Origin of the sequence: Micromonospora maris AB-18-032, assembly GCF_000204155.1 — a bacterium.
In the GTDB taxonomy this organism is placed as follows: Bacteria; Actinomycetota; Actinomycetes; order Mycobacteriales; family Micromonosporaceae; genus Micromonospora; species Micromonospora gifhornensis.
This window is the reverse complement of record NC_015434.1, coordinates 81,246-94,439: the sequence shown is the minus strand read 5'-3', so window position 1 is coordinate 94,439 and position 13,194 is coordinate 81,246. Positions and strand designations below refer to the sequence as shown.

The window sequence follows — 13,194 nt, the reverse complement described above, 5'->3', positions numbered from 1 at the left end:
CAGTACGCCCACCGGCCGCCTGGAGCCGCTGTCCACAGGTCAGAAGACCTCCTCCGGGAGGTCCATGATCTCCAGGTCGGTGCCCTCGATGATGCGCCGGTCGGCGCCGATGCGCGGCAGCACCTCGCGGGAGAAGAACCGGGCGGCGGCCACCTTGCCGGTGTAGAACGCCTTGTCCGCCGCCGAGACCTCCCCGGCCAGCGCCTTCAGCGCCACCTCCGCCTGCTTCTGGAGCAGCCAGCCGACCACCAGGTCACCGATCGCCAGCAGGAACCGCCGGCTGGCGAGCCCGACCTTGTAGAGCGCCCGGGTGTCGCCGCCCTGGGCCTCGCCCAGCCAGCCGGTCAGCACGCCGAGGATGGTCTGGATCTCGGTCAGCGCCTTGCCGAGCGCCTGGCGCTCCTGCTTGAGCTGGCCGTTGCCGCCCTCGCTGGTGATGAACTCCTGGATCTCGGCGGCCACCGCCATCAGGGCCTTGCCGTTGTCCCGGACGATCTTCCGGAAGATCAGGTCGAGGCTCTGGATCGCCGTGGTGCCCTCGTACAGGGTGTCGATCTTGGCGTCCCGGACGTACTGCTCCAGCGGGTAGTCCTGGAGAAAGCCGGAGCCACCGAAGGTCTGCAGGGACTCGTGCCCGAGCAGCTCGTACGCCCGCTCCGAGCCGACGCCCTTGACCAGCGGCAGCAGCAGGTCGTTGACCCGCTTGGCCAGCTTGGTGGCCTTCTCGTCACCGGCCGCCTCGGCGATGGCGACCTTGTCCTGCCAGGAGGCGGTGTAGCAGACCAGCGCCCGCAGACCCTCGGCGTACGACTTCTGCAGCAGCAGCGAGCGGCGTACGTCGGGGTGGTGGGTGATGGTCACCCGGGGGGCGGTCTTGTCGGTCGACTGGAGCAGGTCGGCACCCTGCACCCGGTTCTTGGCGTACTCCAGGGCGTTCAGGTAGCCGGTGGAGAGGGTGGCGATCGCCTTGGTGCCGACCAGCATCCGGGCGTACTCGATGATCATGAACATCTGCCGGATGCCGTCGTGCTTGTCGCCCATCAGCCAACCCTTGGCGGGTACGCCGTGCTCGCCGAAGGTCAGCTCGCAGGTGTTGGAGACCTTCAGGCCCATCTTGTGCTCGACGTTCGTGGCGTACACGCCGTTGCGCTCGCCCAGCTCGCCGGTTTCCTCGTCGAAGTGGTACTTCGGCACGACGAACAGCGACAGACCCTTGGTGCCCGGGCCGCCCACGCCCTCCACGCCGACCGGGCGGGCCAGCACGTAGTGGACGATGTTGTCGCTGAGGTCGTGCTCACCGGAGGTGATGAAGCGCTTCACGCCTTCGATGTGCCACGAGCCGTCCGGCTGCGGGATGGCGCGGGCCCGGCCGGCGCCCACGTCCGAGCCGGCGTCCGGCTCGGTGAGCACCATCGTCGAGCCCCACTGCTTGTCGACGAAGAGCTTGGCCCACTTCTTCTGCCGCTCGGTGCCCTCGACCCGCAGCACGTGGGCGAAGGACGGGCCGGAGGCGTACATCCAGATCGGGGCGTTCGAGCCGAGCACCAGCTCGGCGAGGGCCCACCACAGCATCCGGGGGGCGTTGCTGCCGTCCAGCTCCGCGGGGAGGTCCAGCCGCCAGAACTCGGAGTCCATGAACGCCTGGTACGACTTCTTGAACGACTCCGGCAGTGGCGCGGTGTGCGTGGCCGGGTCGAAGACCGGTGGGTTGCGGTCGCTGTCGGTGTAGCTGGCAGCCAGGTCCTCGCGGGCCAGGCGGTCCATCTCGGCGAGGAAGGTGCGCGCCGTGTCGACGTCGAGGTCGGTGTACGGCTCCTGGCCGAACGCCCGGTCCGCCCCGAACACCTCGAACAGGTTGAACTCGAGGTCCCGAAGGTTGCTCTTGTAGTGGGTCATGCCGCTGGCCCCGCTTCCGGACAGGTGTTACCGATCAGTAACCCCGACTGTATTACTCGCGGGTAGACAGCGACAAGTCGCTCGCCGAAGTGACAGCAATTACACACGATCGAACACGGGGGTTCCGGTCAGCTCTCGGTCGCGCCGACCTCCCAGCTCGGCACCACCGCGGTCACACCGCTGGCGGTGCCCGTGTACTCCATCAACACCAGCGCTATGTCGTCGTCGAGCCGGCCGTGCACCCACTCCTTGAGCGCGGTCTCCAGCGACGCCAGGCCGTCGGCGACCGTCCCGTGCCCGAGCAGCCGCCAGGCCCGGTCCGCAGTCGGGAAGAACTCGCCGTCCCGACGCGCCTCGCCGAGACCGTCGGTGAACAACAGCAGGCGATCGCCCGGCTCCAACCGCTCCACCCGGGGACGCACCACCGGCATGAAGCCCAGCGGCGGCGCGGGAGCGGGCGGCTCCAGCGGGATCACCGCACCACCGCGCAGCAGCAGCGGAGCCGGATGCCCGCAGTTCACGATGGTCAGCGTGCCGCCACGCTCCTCGACCAGCGCCGCGGTGACGAAGTCCTCGTCGCCGACGTTGCGGGCCACCGCGCGGTCCAGGTCCGCCACCACGGCCCGCAGATCGGCCCGCTCGTAGGCCACATGCCGGTACGAGCCGAGCACGATGCTGGCCAGCCGGACCGCCTCCAGCCCCTTGCCGCGTACGTCTCCGATGATCATGCGTACGCCGTACGGGGTTTCGATCGCCTCGTACAGGTCGCCACCGATCTCCGCCCGCGCGGTGGAGGAGATGTACCGCCCGGCCACCGACAGGGCACCCACCCGAGGGCCGAGCGGGCGCAGCACCGCCTGCTGGGCGACCGCCGCGAGCTTGGACAACTCGGCGATCTGCTTGGCCTGCCGCTCTCGTACCGAGGCCACCGCCGCGGCGATGCCGGTGCCCAGCACGATGCCCGCCACGGCGACCGCGGTGGACAACGACAGCGTCCGCTCGGCCAGCGCGAAACCGGCCCCGAGCAGAGATGCCACCGTGCCGGCGCCGAGCACCACCCGCCAGGACGCCAACGCGGCGGCCAGGAAGGGGGCGGCCACCATCAACGCGATGTAGTTCGCCGCACGGCCGTCCGCCAACTCCACCGCCGAGACGGTTGCGAGCAGAACGAGGGCCGCGCCGAGGCCGGCGCGGGATCCGGGGCTCAGCGGGCTACGGCCCGGCTGGAGGAGTCGCGTGCGTACGTCCGACAGCATGCCTGATAGATGTGAACGAAAGCACGAACCTGACCCGTCGTACGAGCGGACTCTGGCCACCAGGATCGTGGGCCAGAGCCGATCGCCGGCCGGCACCGGCTCAGCCGAGCACCTCGTACCGGACCTCGATGTGGCCCAGGTCGAGCGACGCGATCTCGGCGAACGCGGCCCGGGACAGGTCCAGGCAACGGCCGGCGATGAACGGACCCCGGTCGTTGATCCGGACGGTGATCGACTTGCCGTTGGCCGGATTGGTCACCCGGACCTTGGAGTTGAAGGGCAGCGTCTTGTGCGCGGCCGTCATGTCCTCCGGGTTGAACGTCTCGCCGTTGGCGGTCATCTGACCCTGCCAGTAGAACGACGCCCCGCACGAACCGGTCTCCACCACCGGTCGTGCCGTCGTCTTCTTCGCGGTGGGCGTCGGCTTCGTGCTCGGCGTCGGCTTGGCGCTGGGCGTACGCGGCTTGCTGCGCGACGGCGCCTGCGCGGTACGGGTCGGCGTCGGGCTCGCGGTCGCGCTCGGTGAGGCGCTGACGCTCGGCGAGCCGCTGGCCAGGTCAGGCGTGGCGGAGCTGGGCAACAGCTCGATCGCCGCCGGCCGCACCGGCTCCGACCCGGCGGTCAGCCGTACGGCGCCGACGGTGCCACCGACGGCGAGCGCGACGGCCACCACCGCGCTGGCCGCGATACCGGCCGGCGAACTGATCCTTCGGGTACGGGTGTGCCTACCAGTCACCGGCCCGGTCCTTTCCTCAACAGATCAAATCGGGTCGGACCATAACGAGAGAAGCACTTCCGAAGTCAACGTGATCATGGTGGTATGCCCGGAATTGCGGCGATACCTGAAGCCGATCATCCGACCCGCGATCGGCCGGGCGGCCCGGTGCCCGCTGACGTCCCGGCGCACCATAGGAGGATGTCCGCCGAGCTCAGCAAGCGTCTCGTCGAGTTGTTCCGTTGGGTCGACCCGGGCCCGGACGCGAGCCACCTGGTCAGCGACGTCTCCGGCTGGTGGCGGGACCCGACCGTCCTGGCCGAGTTGGGCCCGGCACTCGTCGCACCGTTCCGGGCGGCCCGCCCCACAGTGGTCGTCGCACCGGCGGTCACCGGTTTCCTACTCGGCCCGCTGGCCGCCACCGCGCTCGGCGTCGGCTTCGTGCCGGCCCACAAGCCGGGTGACGGACGACTGCCCGCCGGGCCACTGACCTGGGCGCAGAGTCCGTCCGACTTCCGTGGTCGGCGCGTCGACCTGGCGGTGCAGAGCCGGCACCTGAGCGCGGGCGACCGGGTGCTGGTGGTGGACGACTGGGTCGCCACCGCCGCCCAGGTCCAGGCCCTCTACGACATCTGCGCCAGCCTGGGCGCGGAACCGGTGGGCACCTCCGCAGTGGTCGTCGACTGCCCCCCGTCCGTAGCGACCACCCTCCGCATCCACGCCCTCACCACCCTGCCCGGGTGAAAGGAAGGGCACCTTATTAACGCCTCAGGTAGAGCAAGGGCCCCTTATTAACACCCGCCCCGCGCCGCGCCCGCACCCGCGCCGCGCCCACAGCCGCGCCGCGCCCGCAGCTGAGCTCAGCGGACGAAGCCCTCGACCACCGTGCAGACCCGGCCGAGCGCCTCGGCCGAGTGGGCCAGCGGCCCCGGCACCATCAACGCGTGATCGGCGGCCGGGATCTCCAGCACGTGCGGGGTCAGCCGCCGGGCGGTCGCGCTGTCCCAGGACGAGTCGGCCGTACCGCCGACCAGGATGAACGGGGCGGTGGCCCGGCGCAGCGCGTCGACCAGCTCCGCCCGGTGCAGCAGCGGGGTGAGCCAGACGGCGGGCAACCCGCGCGCGGCCGCCAGCGGCGCGGCCAGCGTGCCGAGCGACTTGCCGACCAGCAGGTCCGTGCGTTCATTCAGGGACGGAGCGACCTGGTCGCACACCCACCTGCCGATGGTGTCCACGTCGAAGTCCTCCGGCACCTGCCAGGAGATCCCGTGCAGCCCGAAACCGGCCCGCCGCAGCGCCTCACCCAGATAGAGGAACAGTGGGTACCGGGTGTCGTAGCCACGCCCCGGAATGAGCACCGCACGTCGGTCCGCCATGGACATCTCCTTCTTGTCGGGCATCGACCGTACCGCCAGAAAAGCCGCGGCGGCATGGCCGAAGCGTCACCGGGCACCCACCAGCTGGTCGGCCGGTACCCTCGGCAGGATGTGGCCACGGATCGGCGACCTGCGCGCCCTCGCTCTCGGTACCCCCGGCGAGCTGCGAACCCACCTCAACACGCTGGTGCTCAACGGGGTGAAGACCGCGACCGCCGGCCTGCTCGACGAGTACGCCTCGGACGGCGAGGAACTCGAACACGTCGGTGAGCGGCTGGCCCTCGTCGACGACCACGACGCGCTGCTGGGCGTCGTCGAGGTGACCGACGTGCAGACCTGCCGCTTCGCCGAGGTGCCCTGGGACTTCGCCCGCGCCGAGGGTGAGGGCGACCGCTCGATCGAGGAATGGCGGGCCGGCCACGCCGCCTACTGGGCCCGCATCGGCACCCCGGTCACCGACGACACCCAGATCGTCTGCCTCCGTTTCCGCCTGGTCAGCGCTGGCGATGGCGGCATCGCCACCGGCGACCTGAGCACCTGACCCCGGCGTCCTCAGCCTCGTAGCTGCGGCAGGAGGCGGGTGGCGACGTCGGCCAGGACCGCCTCGTCACCGGCGTACCAGCTGCTCTCCCGGGGCCAGTGCGTAATCACGTCGGTGAAGCCCAACTCGGCTGCCCGCCCGACCTGGTCGGCGAAGAACTGGGCGCTGTTCAACGAGAAGATCGGAGCCGCGTCCAACGAGAGATAGCGGTCCAGCGCGTCCGGGTCACGCCCCTGCGCCGCCAGCACCGAGTCGAACCGGGCCACCGTCTCGGCCACCCCCGCCCACCAGGTGTCGAGGTCGTCGCCACCGTTGCCGATGGTCACCCAACCCTGGCCGTACCGGGCGGCGAGCCGCATCGAACGCGGCCCGTTCGCAGCGACCACGAACGGCACCCGTGGCTGCTGCACACACCCGGGGTTGTTGCGCGCGTCGACCGCCGCGAACCAGTCGCCGCGCCACGTCGTACCGTCCTCGCGCAGGATCGCGTCGAGCAGCTCGGTGAACTCGCCGAACCGGTCCACCCGCTGCCGTGGCGGCAGGGTCTCGCCACCGAGCACCGCCGAGTCGAAGCCGATGCCACCCGCGCCGAGCCCGAGCAGCACCCGACCGTCGGAGACGTCGTCGAGTGCCGTCACCTGCCGGGCGAACGCCGTCGGATGCCGGAAGTTGGGCGAGGCGACAAGCGTCCCGAGCCGGATCCGGGAGGTCACCGTCGCGGCGGCGGTCAGCGTGGCCATCGAGTCGAACCAGGGCCCGTCCACCAGATCCCGCCAGCCCAGGTGGTCGTACGTCCAGGCGTGGTCGAACCCCCACTCGTCGACCTGCTGCCAGCGGTGCCGGGCCACCGACCAGCGCTGGTCGGGCAGAATCACGATGCCAATCCGCATGATCACCAGGGTACGGCGAGCCCGGTCATCGGGCGCGGCACCATCGCGTCGGAGACCTCGGTCCCTACTTGCGGTCCCGTCGCGCCATCCAGAGGCCAGCGACAGCCGCCGCGGCGAGCGGCACCAGACAGCACAGGCTGAGAATGAACAGATGCCACGGCCTGATCGCTCCCACGGCCAGCAGCGTACCGACAGTCGGCCACCTACGAGGTCCCGTGGTCGACGGAGCCAGCGCTCGTCTCGTCCTGATGTGTTCTGGCCCGGTTACTGTCCTTCTGAGGGTTGCCTGGCCCAGCCGATGAAGCGTCGGTGCAACGCCCCGGCCGGCGCCCACGGCATGTCCTCGGCGGCCTGGACAAGACAGACCCCGAGGTAGAGGGCCAACGACACCGGCGCACCGGCATACTCCGCCCGCAGCTCCCGCCGCCGCGTCGGGCACGGCCACGGCAGGTCACAGCCACCGCAGCTCCAGATCGGCAACACCGGACCGTGCGTGCTCACCGCACGCCCCCCAGGAACCGGGCCACGCTCGCGCGGGCCTGCCGGCTCGTCGCCCACTCCACCTGCCAACACGGGTACGGCACCAGCCGCGCCCACCACACCCGGCAACCCGCACACATACCGTCGAGTCCTCGAACGTGTACGGCGAGAATCATGCGCTCCGGCCCGCCCGTCACTGCTCACTCTCCGGCGGCCAGTGACCACGGTTGATCGGGATCCGGTGCCGGGCACGACAGGGCAGGTCGGCACCGCATCGGCAGACACGCCGCCAGCGCTGCCAGGACCACACCGGCCGATGCCGCCGCGCGAACGTCAACGCGGTAGCGGAGAGATACTCGTCGTACGAGACGCGCCGCACGTAACCTCCCTCGCCGCTCCGCCGTCCGACCGGCGACCGCTCAACGCCGTCCATAACGCCACCGCTGCTCCGGCACCGCCCGGGTGATCTCCTCCGCCGGTATCCGATCCGCTTCAGCCCCGGCGAGCAGCCGCCGCCTCGCCGCCTCCCGCTCTGCTGCCTGGATCTGCTCGCCCCGACTCATTGCCGGGTTGTCGCCATCACCTGGCATCCCCACCTCCGTCAGCAGAAGAACAGCGGCAAGCTCGATCGCCGAGTCCGTTCCACAATGACGTCGAGATGTCACCGACTGCGACGGCACAAGACCCGACAAACTGACCACATACCCGGCGACATTTAGGCGACATACCGCTATGGTTGGCGCTCATGACCGTCCCGAACACCGCCCTGCGCGCTGTCCGCACCGGCATGCGCATGAGCCAGGACGACTTCGCCCGCGCGCTCCAGGCCGCCGGCCACCGTGTCGGCGAGCCCAACGACGCCAACAAGAGACTCGTCCAGCGATGGGAGTCCGGCGCGATCACCGCGCCACGACCGGTCTACGCCCGCGCGCTGGAGGTCGTCACCGGCCTACCCATCTCGCTACTCGGCTTCGCCGCCGTGCCCAACGGCAATGTCGCCGACGATCAACACGGCGGCCACGACTTGACAACTCCGATGTCCGACCTGGCCACACCGACGCCAAGCGCCAGGACAGCGACGGTCCACAGGTCCTACGAAGGCGTCTGGCTCAGTCGCTACCAGTACTACTCCAGCGGCCGGGGAGATTCCTTCGCCGGGCAGCACTTCCTGGTCATGCTCCAGCACGGAGACCGACTGACCGCGCGCAGCCTGCCCGGCTCGGCCTCATCGTCTCTGTCGCTCGACCTCACCGTGGACGGTGCCGTGGTCACCGGAACGTGGGTCGAGCAGACCGACCCGGCCGGCTACTACCGGGGCGCCCGCTATCACGGCGCGATCCAACTACTCGCCGAGCCCACAGGTCGACGGATGGCCGGAAAATGGGTCGGGTTCGGCAAGGACATGGACGTCAACACCGGCCCATGGGAGCTCATCTTCCGCGACGCCTCCACCTCGAAGGCAACGCTGGACCTGTACAACACGTCAGCGGAATAGGGGGTGGTCGCCGAAGTCGGCACTGACCTTGACCGCGAGGTCACGGGCGTCGTCTCGGATGGAACGCGGCCCGTCGAGCAGGTCCAAGGTGATCTGACGGGCGTACCCGTTGAAGCGGATCGTCTCCGGAGCCGACTCGTACGCCTTCCGCAGCGTCGCCACGGTCGCTTCCTTGTCGTCCTTGCCGTAGTGCGCCCGCGCGACCTCGATGAGATGGCGTGCCCGACGCGGCCGCGACGGGATCGCCGCCGCATCATGACGGCGGGCCTGCCGCGCCGCCTCGCCGGATTTCTGCAGCTCCACTGCCACGGTCACCGCATGAGCACCCATGATGACCTGGGAGAACGACGTCTGCGGCTGGTAGAAGGCCTTCGGCAGGCGCTGTGCCACCTGGTCCGCACGGTCCCAGTACCGCCAGGCTCGCCCTTCCTCACCGGCACGGGCAGCGGTGTAGGCGGCTTCGAAGTTCAACGCACCCCACAAGGCCAGCAGATTCGTGCTTCCGTCGGCTGCCCGCGACTCCAGGGCCGACAGCACGTCAAGCGTCACCGCCATCGCGGTGTCCCAGTCACCGGCGTCCCGATGCACCTGACACAGGAACCACCCCGCACACGCGATCGCCTCCGGATCACCGGACTCCTGCGCCGCCACCATCGCCCGATCCGCCACCCGCCAGAGCAACTCGGCAGCGGGCTGGTACGCGATGAACATCTGGGCCAGCCCGAGCGTCTCCGCCAGCAGGGCCTGCGCCTGCCGCCGCTGGTCACCCTCGTACGCCAACACGGCCCGCTGCCCGTCGCGCAGCAACCCCGGCAACAACCCGCCCAGCACCGTACGGTGATCCGACGCCTGATGCCGCGCCCGCCACGCCACCGCAAGCCGCTCCCTCAGACCGGCCAACGACTCCGCCGGGGTGTAACCAGAGAGCGGGATGCGGTTCACGGCATCCCGAACCGACGCCAGAGCCGGATGCTCCGGTCCGTTGACCGTCGCAGACCGGTCACCCAGTTCTACGGCCAATACCGACACGTCGATCTTCAGGGCACGCGCGATCCGATCCAGCATATGAATGCGCGGCGGCAGAATCCGATCCGTCTCCACCGCCTTGACCCACTCGGCGCTACGCCCCACCAGCCCACCGAGCACCGCACGAGTCTTCCCGGACCGCTCCCGGTAGACCTTCAACCGCTGCCCGAACGTCAACTCCGGCAAGGAATCCACCCGGAACCTCCTCGCGTAGCGCAGCGAAGACCACCGACCCATCGGCCGCAATCACCACGCTACCGACAGGCAGGCCACCCCATAACCCCTCACACTCCGGGGTTTTCAGCGTCAGCAAAAGCGCACTGACAATCGCGGCCGCCAAACGCCGTCACCGAACGACGCCAGACAACGCTCGACCGGTACAACACGTCAGCGGATTAGTGCGGCACAGTGTCATCCGGCGCGGTCGAGGCGGGTGGCGTTGTCGTACGACTCTCGGGCATCGAGCAGTTCGTTCCAATGCTGCTCAGCCCACGCGCACGCGACCGCCATCGGTTCGAGCATGCTGCGGCCCACCGGCGTCAGCTCGTACTCGACATGCGGGGCGAGTTCGGCGTAGACCGTGCGCTTGACCAGGCCATCGCGTTCGAGGGAGCGCAGCGACTGGGTGAGGACCTTGGGGGTGACGCGGCGCAGCGGCACGCGCAGTTCGGAGAACCGGCGAGGCCCATGCTCAAGGCAACGGATGATCAGCGCCGCCCACTTGTCGCCGAATCGGATCGGAGTGAGCGAGGACGGGCACAGCTCGTCGAACATGTCAGCGGGCAGGGGCTGCCTCATGGCCCCACGATAGCTGGTATCCCGGTGGTAACCATGACCCTCGATAGCGTCGGCTGACTGGCCGGACGCACGGGCTCTGGCCCTGGTGAGAGGCATTGCTCATGAACATCGTGGTCTTCGGCGCGGGCGGCCGGGCCGGACGGCAGGTCGTCGCCGAGGCACGTCGGCGCGGCCACCAGGTCACTGCCGTGGTGCGCGACCCCGCACGCCACAACAACCTGGCCGACGTGCGAATCGTGGCTGGCGACGTTACGGACGCGGTGAGCATCGCGGCCGTAGCCGCCGGGCATGACGCCGCCATCAGCGCGGCCGTGGACCTGTCCGTGTCACCGCACGACTTCTTCACTGCCTCGTCACGCGCCCTGGCCACCGGGCTGGCGAAGGCGGGCGTGCGCCGTCTGGTGGTGGTCGGCCTCGCATCGATCATGCCCGGGGCGTCCGGCGCGGCCCTGATGGACGAGCCCGGCTACCCGAACGAGTACCGCTCCTTCTACCTTGGCCACGCAGCAGGACTTGAAGAGCTTCAGACCTGCGACCTCGACTGGGCGTACATGGCTCCCGCAGGCGACTTCGATCACGAGGGCACGCGCACCGGCCATTACCGGCTCGCCGATCACGGCGATGCGGCCAGTCGGATCAGCTACGCGGACTTCGCGATCGCACTGCTCGACGAGATCGAGGCACCTCGCCACCACCGCGTCGCCTTGAGTGTTCGGGAGCTGTGATACCCAGGATTCTCATGATCGTTTACCTTGGAAAATCGAAGGCCCTGACCGGAACTCACGTCCTGATCAGGGCCTCTCGCGTGGAGCGGGTGACGGGAATCGAACCCGCACTGTCAGCTTGGGAAGCTGATGTTCTGCCATTGAACTACACCCGCAAGCGGGACCACTGTACCTGAGTCACTGCCCCCGTGCACCCAGGCACCCCGCTCGCCACCCGGACCGCCGAGGCGATCAACGACCGGCAAGAAGTTTCACCCCAAGCAACATATGCCCATTCTCAAATCTATCGATGGGTTGTAACGTCTGCCCCACGTTTTCCGCACGGCGCGACACAACCCCCCGGTCGCGTCGACAGAAAGAGGTGGGCTTATGGGACTCCGTCCCGTCCTGCTGAACCGGCGCCTCGCCGGCATCGCATCGACGTCACTGGTCATGGCGCTCGGCCTGGTAACGGTGGGCGCGCTGCCGGCCGCCACCATCTCCGCCAGTCCGGCGATGGCCGCCGGGCACGCGCACGCCGACGAGGAGTGCGCGGAACCCACCGGCAGCGCGGCCCGGGTCCGCGGTGGCGGTGTCCTCGCGCACGACCCGAACGAGCTGACCAAGAGCCAGGTCCTCCAGCGGGAGGCCGAGTTCGCCGACCTGCTCCAGGAGCGGGCCAAGCGGGTCGGTCAGCGTAACCTCGGCACCCAGGCCGCCGCCGCGTCGGTCACCATCCCGGTCGTGGTGCACGTGATCCGGAGGGACACCACCCGCGCCGGCGGAAACATCCCCGACTCGATGATCCAATCGCAGATCAACGTGCTCAACCAGGCGTTCAGCGGGGCAACCGGTGGGGCGGCGACCGCCTTCGCCTTCCAGTTGCAGAGCATCAACCGGGTCACCAACACGTCGTGGTACCCGATCCGGCAGGGCACCACCGCCGAGCGGCAGATGAAGACCCAGTTGCGGGTCGGCGGCAAGAACACGCTGAACATCTACCTGGGGGCGCTGAGCAACAACCTGCTCGGCTGGGCGACCTTCCCGCAGACCACGCTGAACAGCATGGACGGCGTCGTGGTGCTGAGTGAGTCGCTGCCCGGCGGCACGGCCACCAACTACAACCAGGGCGACACCGGCACCCACGAGGTCGGGCACTGGCTGAACCTGTACCACACCTTCCAGGGCGGCTGCTCCGGCTCGGGTGACCAGGTCTCGGACACCCCGGCGGAGGCTTCCCCGGCGAGCGGCTGCCCGACCGGTCGGGACACCTGCTCCGCCCCGGGCCTCGACCCGATCACCAACTTCATGGACTACTCGTACGACTCCTGCATGTACCAGTTCACTCCGGGCCAGGCCAGCCGCATGATCAGCGCCTGGAACACCTACCGAGCCGCCTGACGCGAGCCCTTCGGCACGTACCGCCTCCGGTGCCGGTCCCGTTCGACGGGGCCGGCACCGGCTGGTGTCAGGCCGCGCAGCGGGCGCGGCGGGCGGAGTGGGCCGCCAACGACGCGGGCCGCTGCGCCTGCGGGGCGGTGGCTGTCGGATCGAGCCAGACCTGGACGGCCGGCGCCCCGCCGTGCTCGCCCGGCACGTCGGAGTTGGCGTGGCCGCGGCGGCTGAGCATCGCGACCTCGATCGTGAACTCGAACAGCCGCCAGTCGACCTGCGGCGCGGCGCGGGCGGCAAGCGCCAGGCGGGCCACGGTGGCGTCGTCGGTGACCGGCCAGGCCCGACCGGCGACGTACGCCTCGTCGTCGCTCTCCTCCGGCGGGAAGGAGTGCAGGGCATAGCGGCCGTCGCGTTCCAGGTCGCGCCGCTTCGGCGAGTCGATCACAAAGCAGTAGAGACCGTCGTCGGTGATCACCGGGGAGACCGGGTGCACCCGGGGCCCGCCGTCGGCGCGGACCGTGGCCAGGTAGCCGAAGCCCGGGCCGTATTGCTGCATGAGAAGGCGGATCTCGTCGGCGAGTCGAGGCTCGTCAGCGGCGAATTCGGACCAGGAAGCCATGTC

At 69.6% G+C, this 13,194-nt stretch carries 15 protein-coding genes, 1 tRNA gene and 1 pseudogene; 5 read left to right on the top strand and 12 right to left on the bottom strand.

Annotated elements, in window-relative coordinates; translation table 11 throughout:
- Positions 1-39: 39 nt before the first annotated feature.
- From VAB18032_RS00485 to VAB18032_RS00475, 3 genes are all read right to left on the bottom strand, one after another.
- On the bottom strand, positions 40-1,896 hold the full coding sequence (locus VAB18032_RS00485; RefSeq protein WP_013730794.1) for an acyl-CoA dehydrogenase: 1,857 nt from the start codon (positions 1,894-1,896) through the stop codon (positions 40-42).
- 128 nt (positions 1,897-2,024) lie between these two features.
- On the bottom strand, positions 2,025-3,152 hold the full coding sequence (locus tag VAB18032_RS00480) for a PP2C family protein-serine/threonine phosphatase (RefSeq protein ID WP_013730793.1): 1,128 nt from the start codon (positions 3,150-3,152) through the stop codon (positions 2,025-2,027).
- Positions 3,153-3,252: 100 nt separating this feature from the next.
- The gene (locus tag VAB18032_RS00475) at positions 3,253-3,888 is read right to left on the bottom strand and encodes a septal ring lytic transglycosylase RlpA family protein (protein WP_013730792.1); all 636 of its coding nucleotides are present in this window, start codon (positions 3,886-3,888) and stop codon (positions 3,253-3,255) included.
- A gap of 180 nt (positions 3,889-4,068) precedes the next feature.
- Between VAB18032_RS00475 and VAB18032_RS00470 the strand changes: the two genes are divergently transcribed.
- A complete protein-coding gene (locus VAB18032_RS00470) occupies positions 4,069-4,611 on the top strand; it encodes a phosphoribosyltransferase (protein ID WP_013730790.1) in 543 nt (180 codons plus the stop codon).
- 116 nt (positions 4,612-4,727) lie between these two features.
- Here the strand turns inward: VAB18032_RS00470 and VAB18032_RS00465 are convergent, their stop codons facing one another.
- The gene (locus tag VAB18032_RS00465) at positions 4,728-5,243 is read right to left on the bottom strand and encodes an alpha/beta fold hydrolase (RefSeq protein WP_013730789.1); all 516 of its coding nucleotides are present in this window, start codon (positions 5,241-5,243) and stop codon (positions 4,728-4,730) included.
- A gap of 109 nt (positions 5,244-5,352) precedes the next feature.
- Here VAB18032_RS00465 and VAB18032_RS00460 point away from each other — a divergent pair, with 109 nt between their 5' ends.
- Positions 5,353-5,784, top strand: coding sequence for an ASCH domain-containing protein (locus tag VAB18032_RS00460; RefSeq protein ID WP_043722496.1), 432 nt, complete (start codon positions 5,353-5,355; stop codon positions 5,782-5,784).
- 11 nt (positions 5,785-5,795) lie between these two features.
- Here the strand turns inward: VAB18032_RS00460 and VAB18032_RS00455 are convergent, their stop codons facing one another.
- The 4 genes and pseudogenes from VAB18032_RS00455 to VAB18032_RS32265 form a co-directional block, all read right to left on the bottom strand.
- On the bottom strand, positions 5,796-6,674 hold the full coding sequence (locus VAB18032_RS00455; RefSeq protein WP_081476228.1) for an LLM class flavin-dependent oxidoreductase: 879 nt from the start codon (positions 6,672-6,674) through the stop codon (positions 5,796-5,798).
- 264 nt (positions 6,675-6,938) lie between these two features.
- A complete protein-coding gene (locus tag VAB18032_RS00450) occupies positions 6,939-7,175 on the bottom strand; it encodes a hypothetical protein (RefSeq protein ID WP_043719197.1) in 237 nt (78 codons plus the stop codon).
- Positions 7,172-7,537 (bottom strand): annotated as a pseudogene (locus tag VAB18032_RS33275) (hypothetical protein); the annotation flags it as partial. The gene VAB18032_RS00450 and the pseudogene VAB18032_RS33275, both read right to left, overlap by 4 nt.
- 36 nt (positions 7,538-7,573) lie before the next feature.
- The gene (locus tag VAB18032_RS32265; RefSeq protein ID WP_169804604.1) at positions 7,574-7,744 is read right to left on the bottom strand and encodes a hypothetical protein; all 171 of its coding nucleotides are present in this window, start codon (positions 7,742-7,744) and stop codon (positions 7,574-7,576) included.
- 146 nt (positions 7,745-7,890) lie between these two features.
- Here VAB18032_RS32265 and VAB18032_RS00435 point away from each other — a divergent pair, with 146 nt between their 5' ends.
- Entirely contained in the window at positions 7,891-8,649 is a 759-nt protein-coding gene (locus tag VAB18032_RS00435; protein ID WP_086011261.1) for a helix-turn-helix domain-containing protein, read from the top strand.
- On the opposite strand, the gene VAB18032_RS00430 is transcribed toward VAB18032_RS00435, so the two are convergent.
- Positions 8,638-9,870 carry a helix-turn-helix domain-containing protein gene (locus VAB18032_RS00430; RefSeq protein ID WP_013730782.1) on the bottom strand — a complete coding sequence of 411 codons (1,233 nt, stop codon included), beginning with the start codon at positions 9,868-9,870 and terminating at the stop codon, positions 8,638-8,640. The genes VAB18032_RS00435 and VAB18032_RS00430 overlap by 12 nt on opposite strands.
- Positions 9,871-10,086: 216 nt before the next feature.
- Positions 10,087-10,473, bottom strand: a complete 387-nt coding sequence (locus tag VAB18032_RS00425) for a winged helix-turn-helix transcriptional regulator (RefSeq protein WP_043719189.1) — start codon at positions 10,471-10,473, stop codon at positions 10,087-10,089.
- A 101-nt stretch (positions 10,474-10,574) separates the two neighbouring features.
- Between VAB18032_RS00425 and VAB18032_RS00420 the strand changes: the two genes are divergently transcribed.
- Entirely contained in the window at positions 10,575-11,198 is a 624-nt protein-coding gene (locus VAB18032_RS00420; protein WP_013730780.1) for an NAD(P)-dependent oxidoreductase, read from the top strand.
- 81 nt (positions 11,199-11,279) lie between these two features.
- On the opposite strand, the gene VAB18032_RS00415 is transcribed toward VAB18032_RS00420, so the two are convergent.
- Positions 11,280-11,353: transfer RNA gene (locus VAB18032_RS00415), tRNA-Gly, on the bottom strand.
- A gap of 214 nt (positions 11,354-11,567) precedes the next feature.
- Here VAB18032_RS00415 and VAB18032_RS00410 point away from each other — a divergent pair.
- Complete coding sequence (locus VAB18032_RS00410) at positions 11,568-12,578, top strand: zinc metalloprotease (protein ID WP_013730779.1); 1,011 nt, start codon at positions 11,568-11,570, stop codon at positions 12,576-12,578.
- Between the two features lie 67 nt (positions 12,579-12,645).
- Here VAB18032_RS00410 and VAB18032_RS00405 read toward each other — a convergent pair whose 3' ends face one another.
- The gene (locus tag VAB18032_RS00405) at positions 12,646-13,191 is read right to left on the bottom strand and encodes a pyridoxamine 5'-phosphate oxidase family protein (protein WP_013730778.1); all 546 of its coding nucleotides are present in this window, start codon (positions 13,189-13,191) and stop codon (positions 12,646-12,648) included.
- Positions 13,192-13,194 lie beyond the last annotated feature (3 nt).

Bases quoted from the DNA above. Each gene is read 5' to 3' on its own strand.
- VAB18032_RS00480 (WP_013730793.1), bottom strand. From the start codon at position 3,152: ATGCTGTCGGACGTACGCACGCGACTCCTCCAGCCGGGCCGTAGCCCG.
- VAB18032_RS00470 (WP_013730790.1), top strand. From the start codon at position 4,069: ATGTCCGCCGAGCTCAGCAAGCGTCTCGTCGAGTTGTTCCGTTGGGTC.
- VAB18032_RS32265 (WP_169804604.1), bottom strand. From the start codon at position 7,744: ATGCCAGGTGATGGCGACAACCCGGCAATGAGTCGGGGCGAGCAGATC.
- VAB18032_RS00465 (WP_013730789.1), bottom strand. From the start codon at position 5,243: ATGGCGGACCGACGTGCGGTGCTCATTCCGGGGCGTGGCTACGACACC.
- VAB18032_RS00425 (WP_043719189.1), bottom strand. From the start codon at position 10,473: ATGAGGCAGCCCCTGCCCGCTGACATGTTCGACGAGCTGTGCCCGTCC.
- VAB18032_RS00420 (WP_013730780.1), top strand. From the start codon at position 10,575: ATGAACATCGTGGTCTTCGGCGCGGGCGGCCGGGCCGGACGGCAGGTC.
- VAB18032_RS00455 (WP_081476228.1), bottom strand. From the start codon at position 6,674: ATGCGGATTGGCATCGTGATTCTGCCCGACCAGCGCTGGTCGGTGGCC.
- VAB18032_RS00410 (WP_013730779.1), top strand. From the start codon at position 11,568: ATGGGACTCCGTCCCGTCCTGCTGAACCGGCGCCTCGCCGGCATCGCA.
- VAB18032_RS00460 (WP_043722496.1), top strand. From the start codon at position 5,353: ATGTGGCCACGGATCGGCGACCTGCGCGCCCTCGCTCTCGGTACCCCC.
- VAB18032_RS00405 (WP_013730778.1), bottom strand. From the start codon at position 13,191: ATGGCTTCCTGGTCCGAATTCGCCGCTGACGAGCCTCGACTCGCCGAC.
- VAB18032_RS00485 (WP_013730794.1), bottom strand. From the start codon at position 1,896: ATGACCCACTACAAGAGCAACCTTCGGGACCTCGAGTTCAACCTGTTC.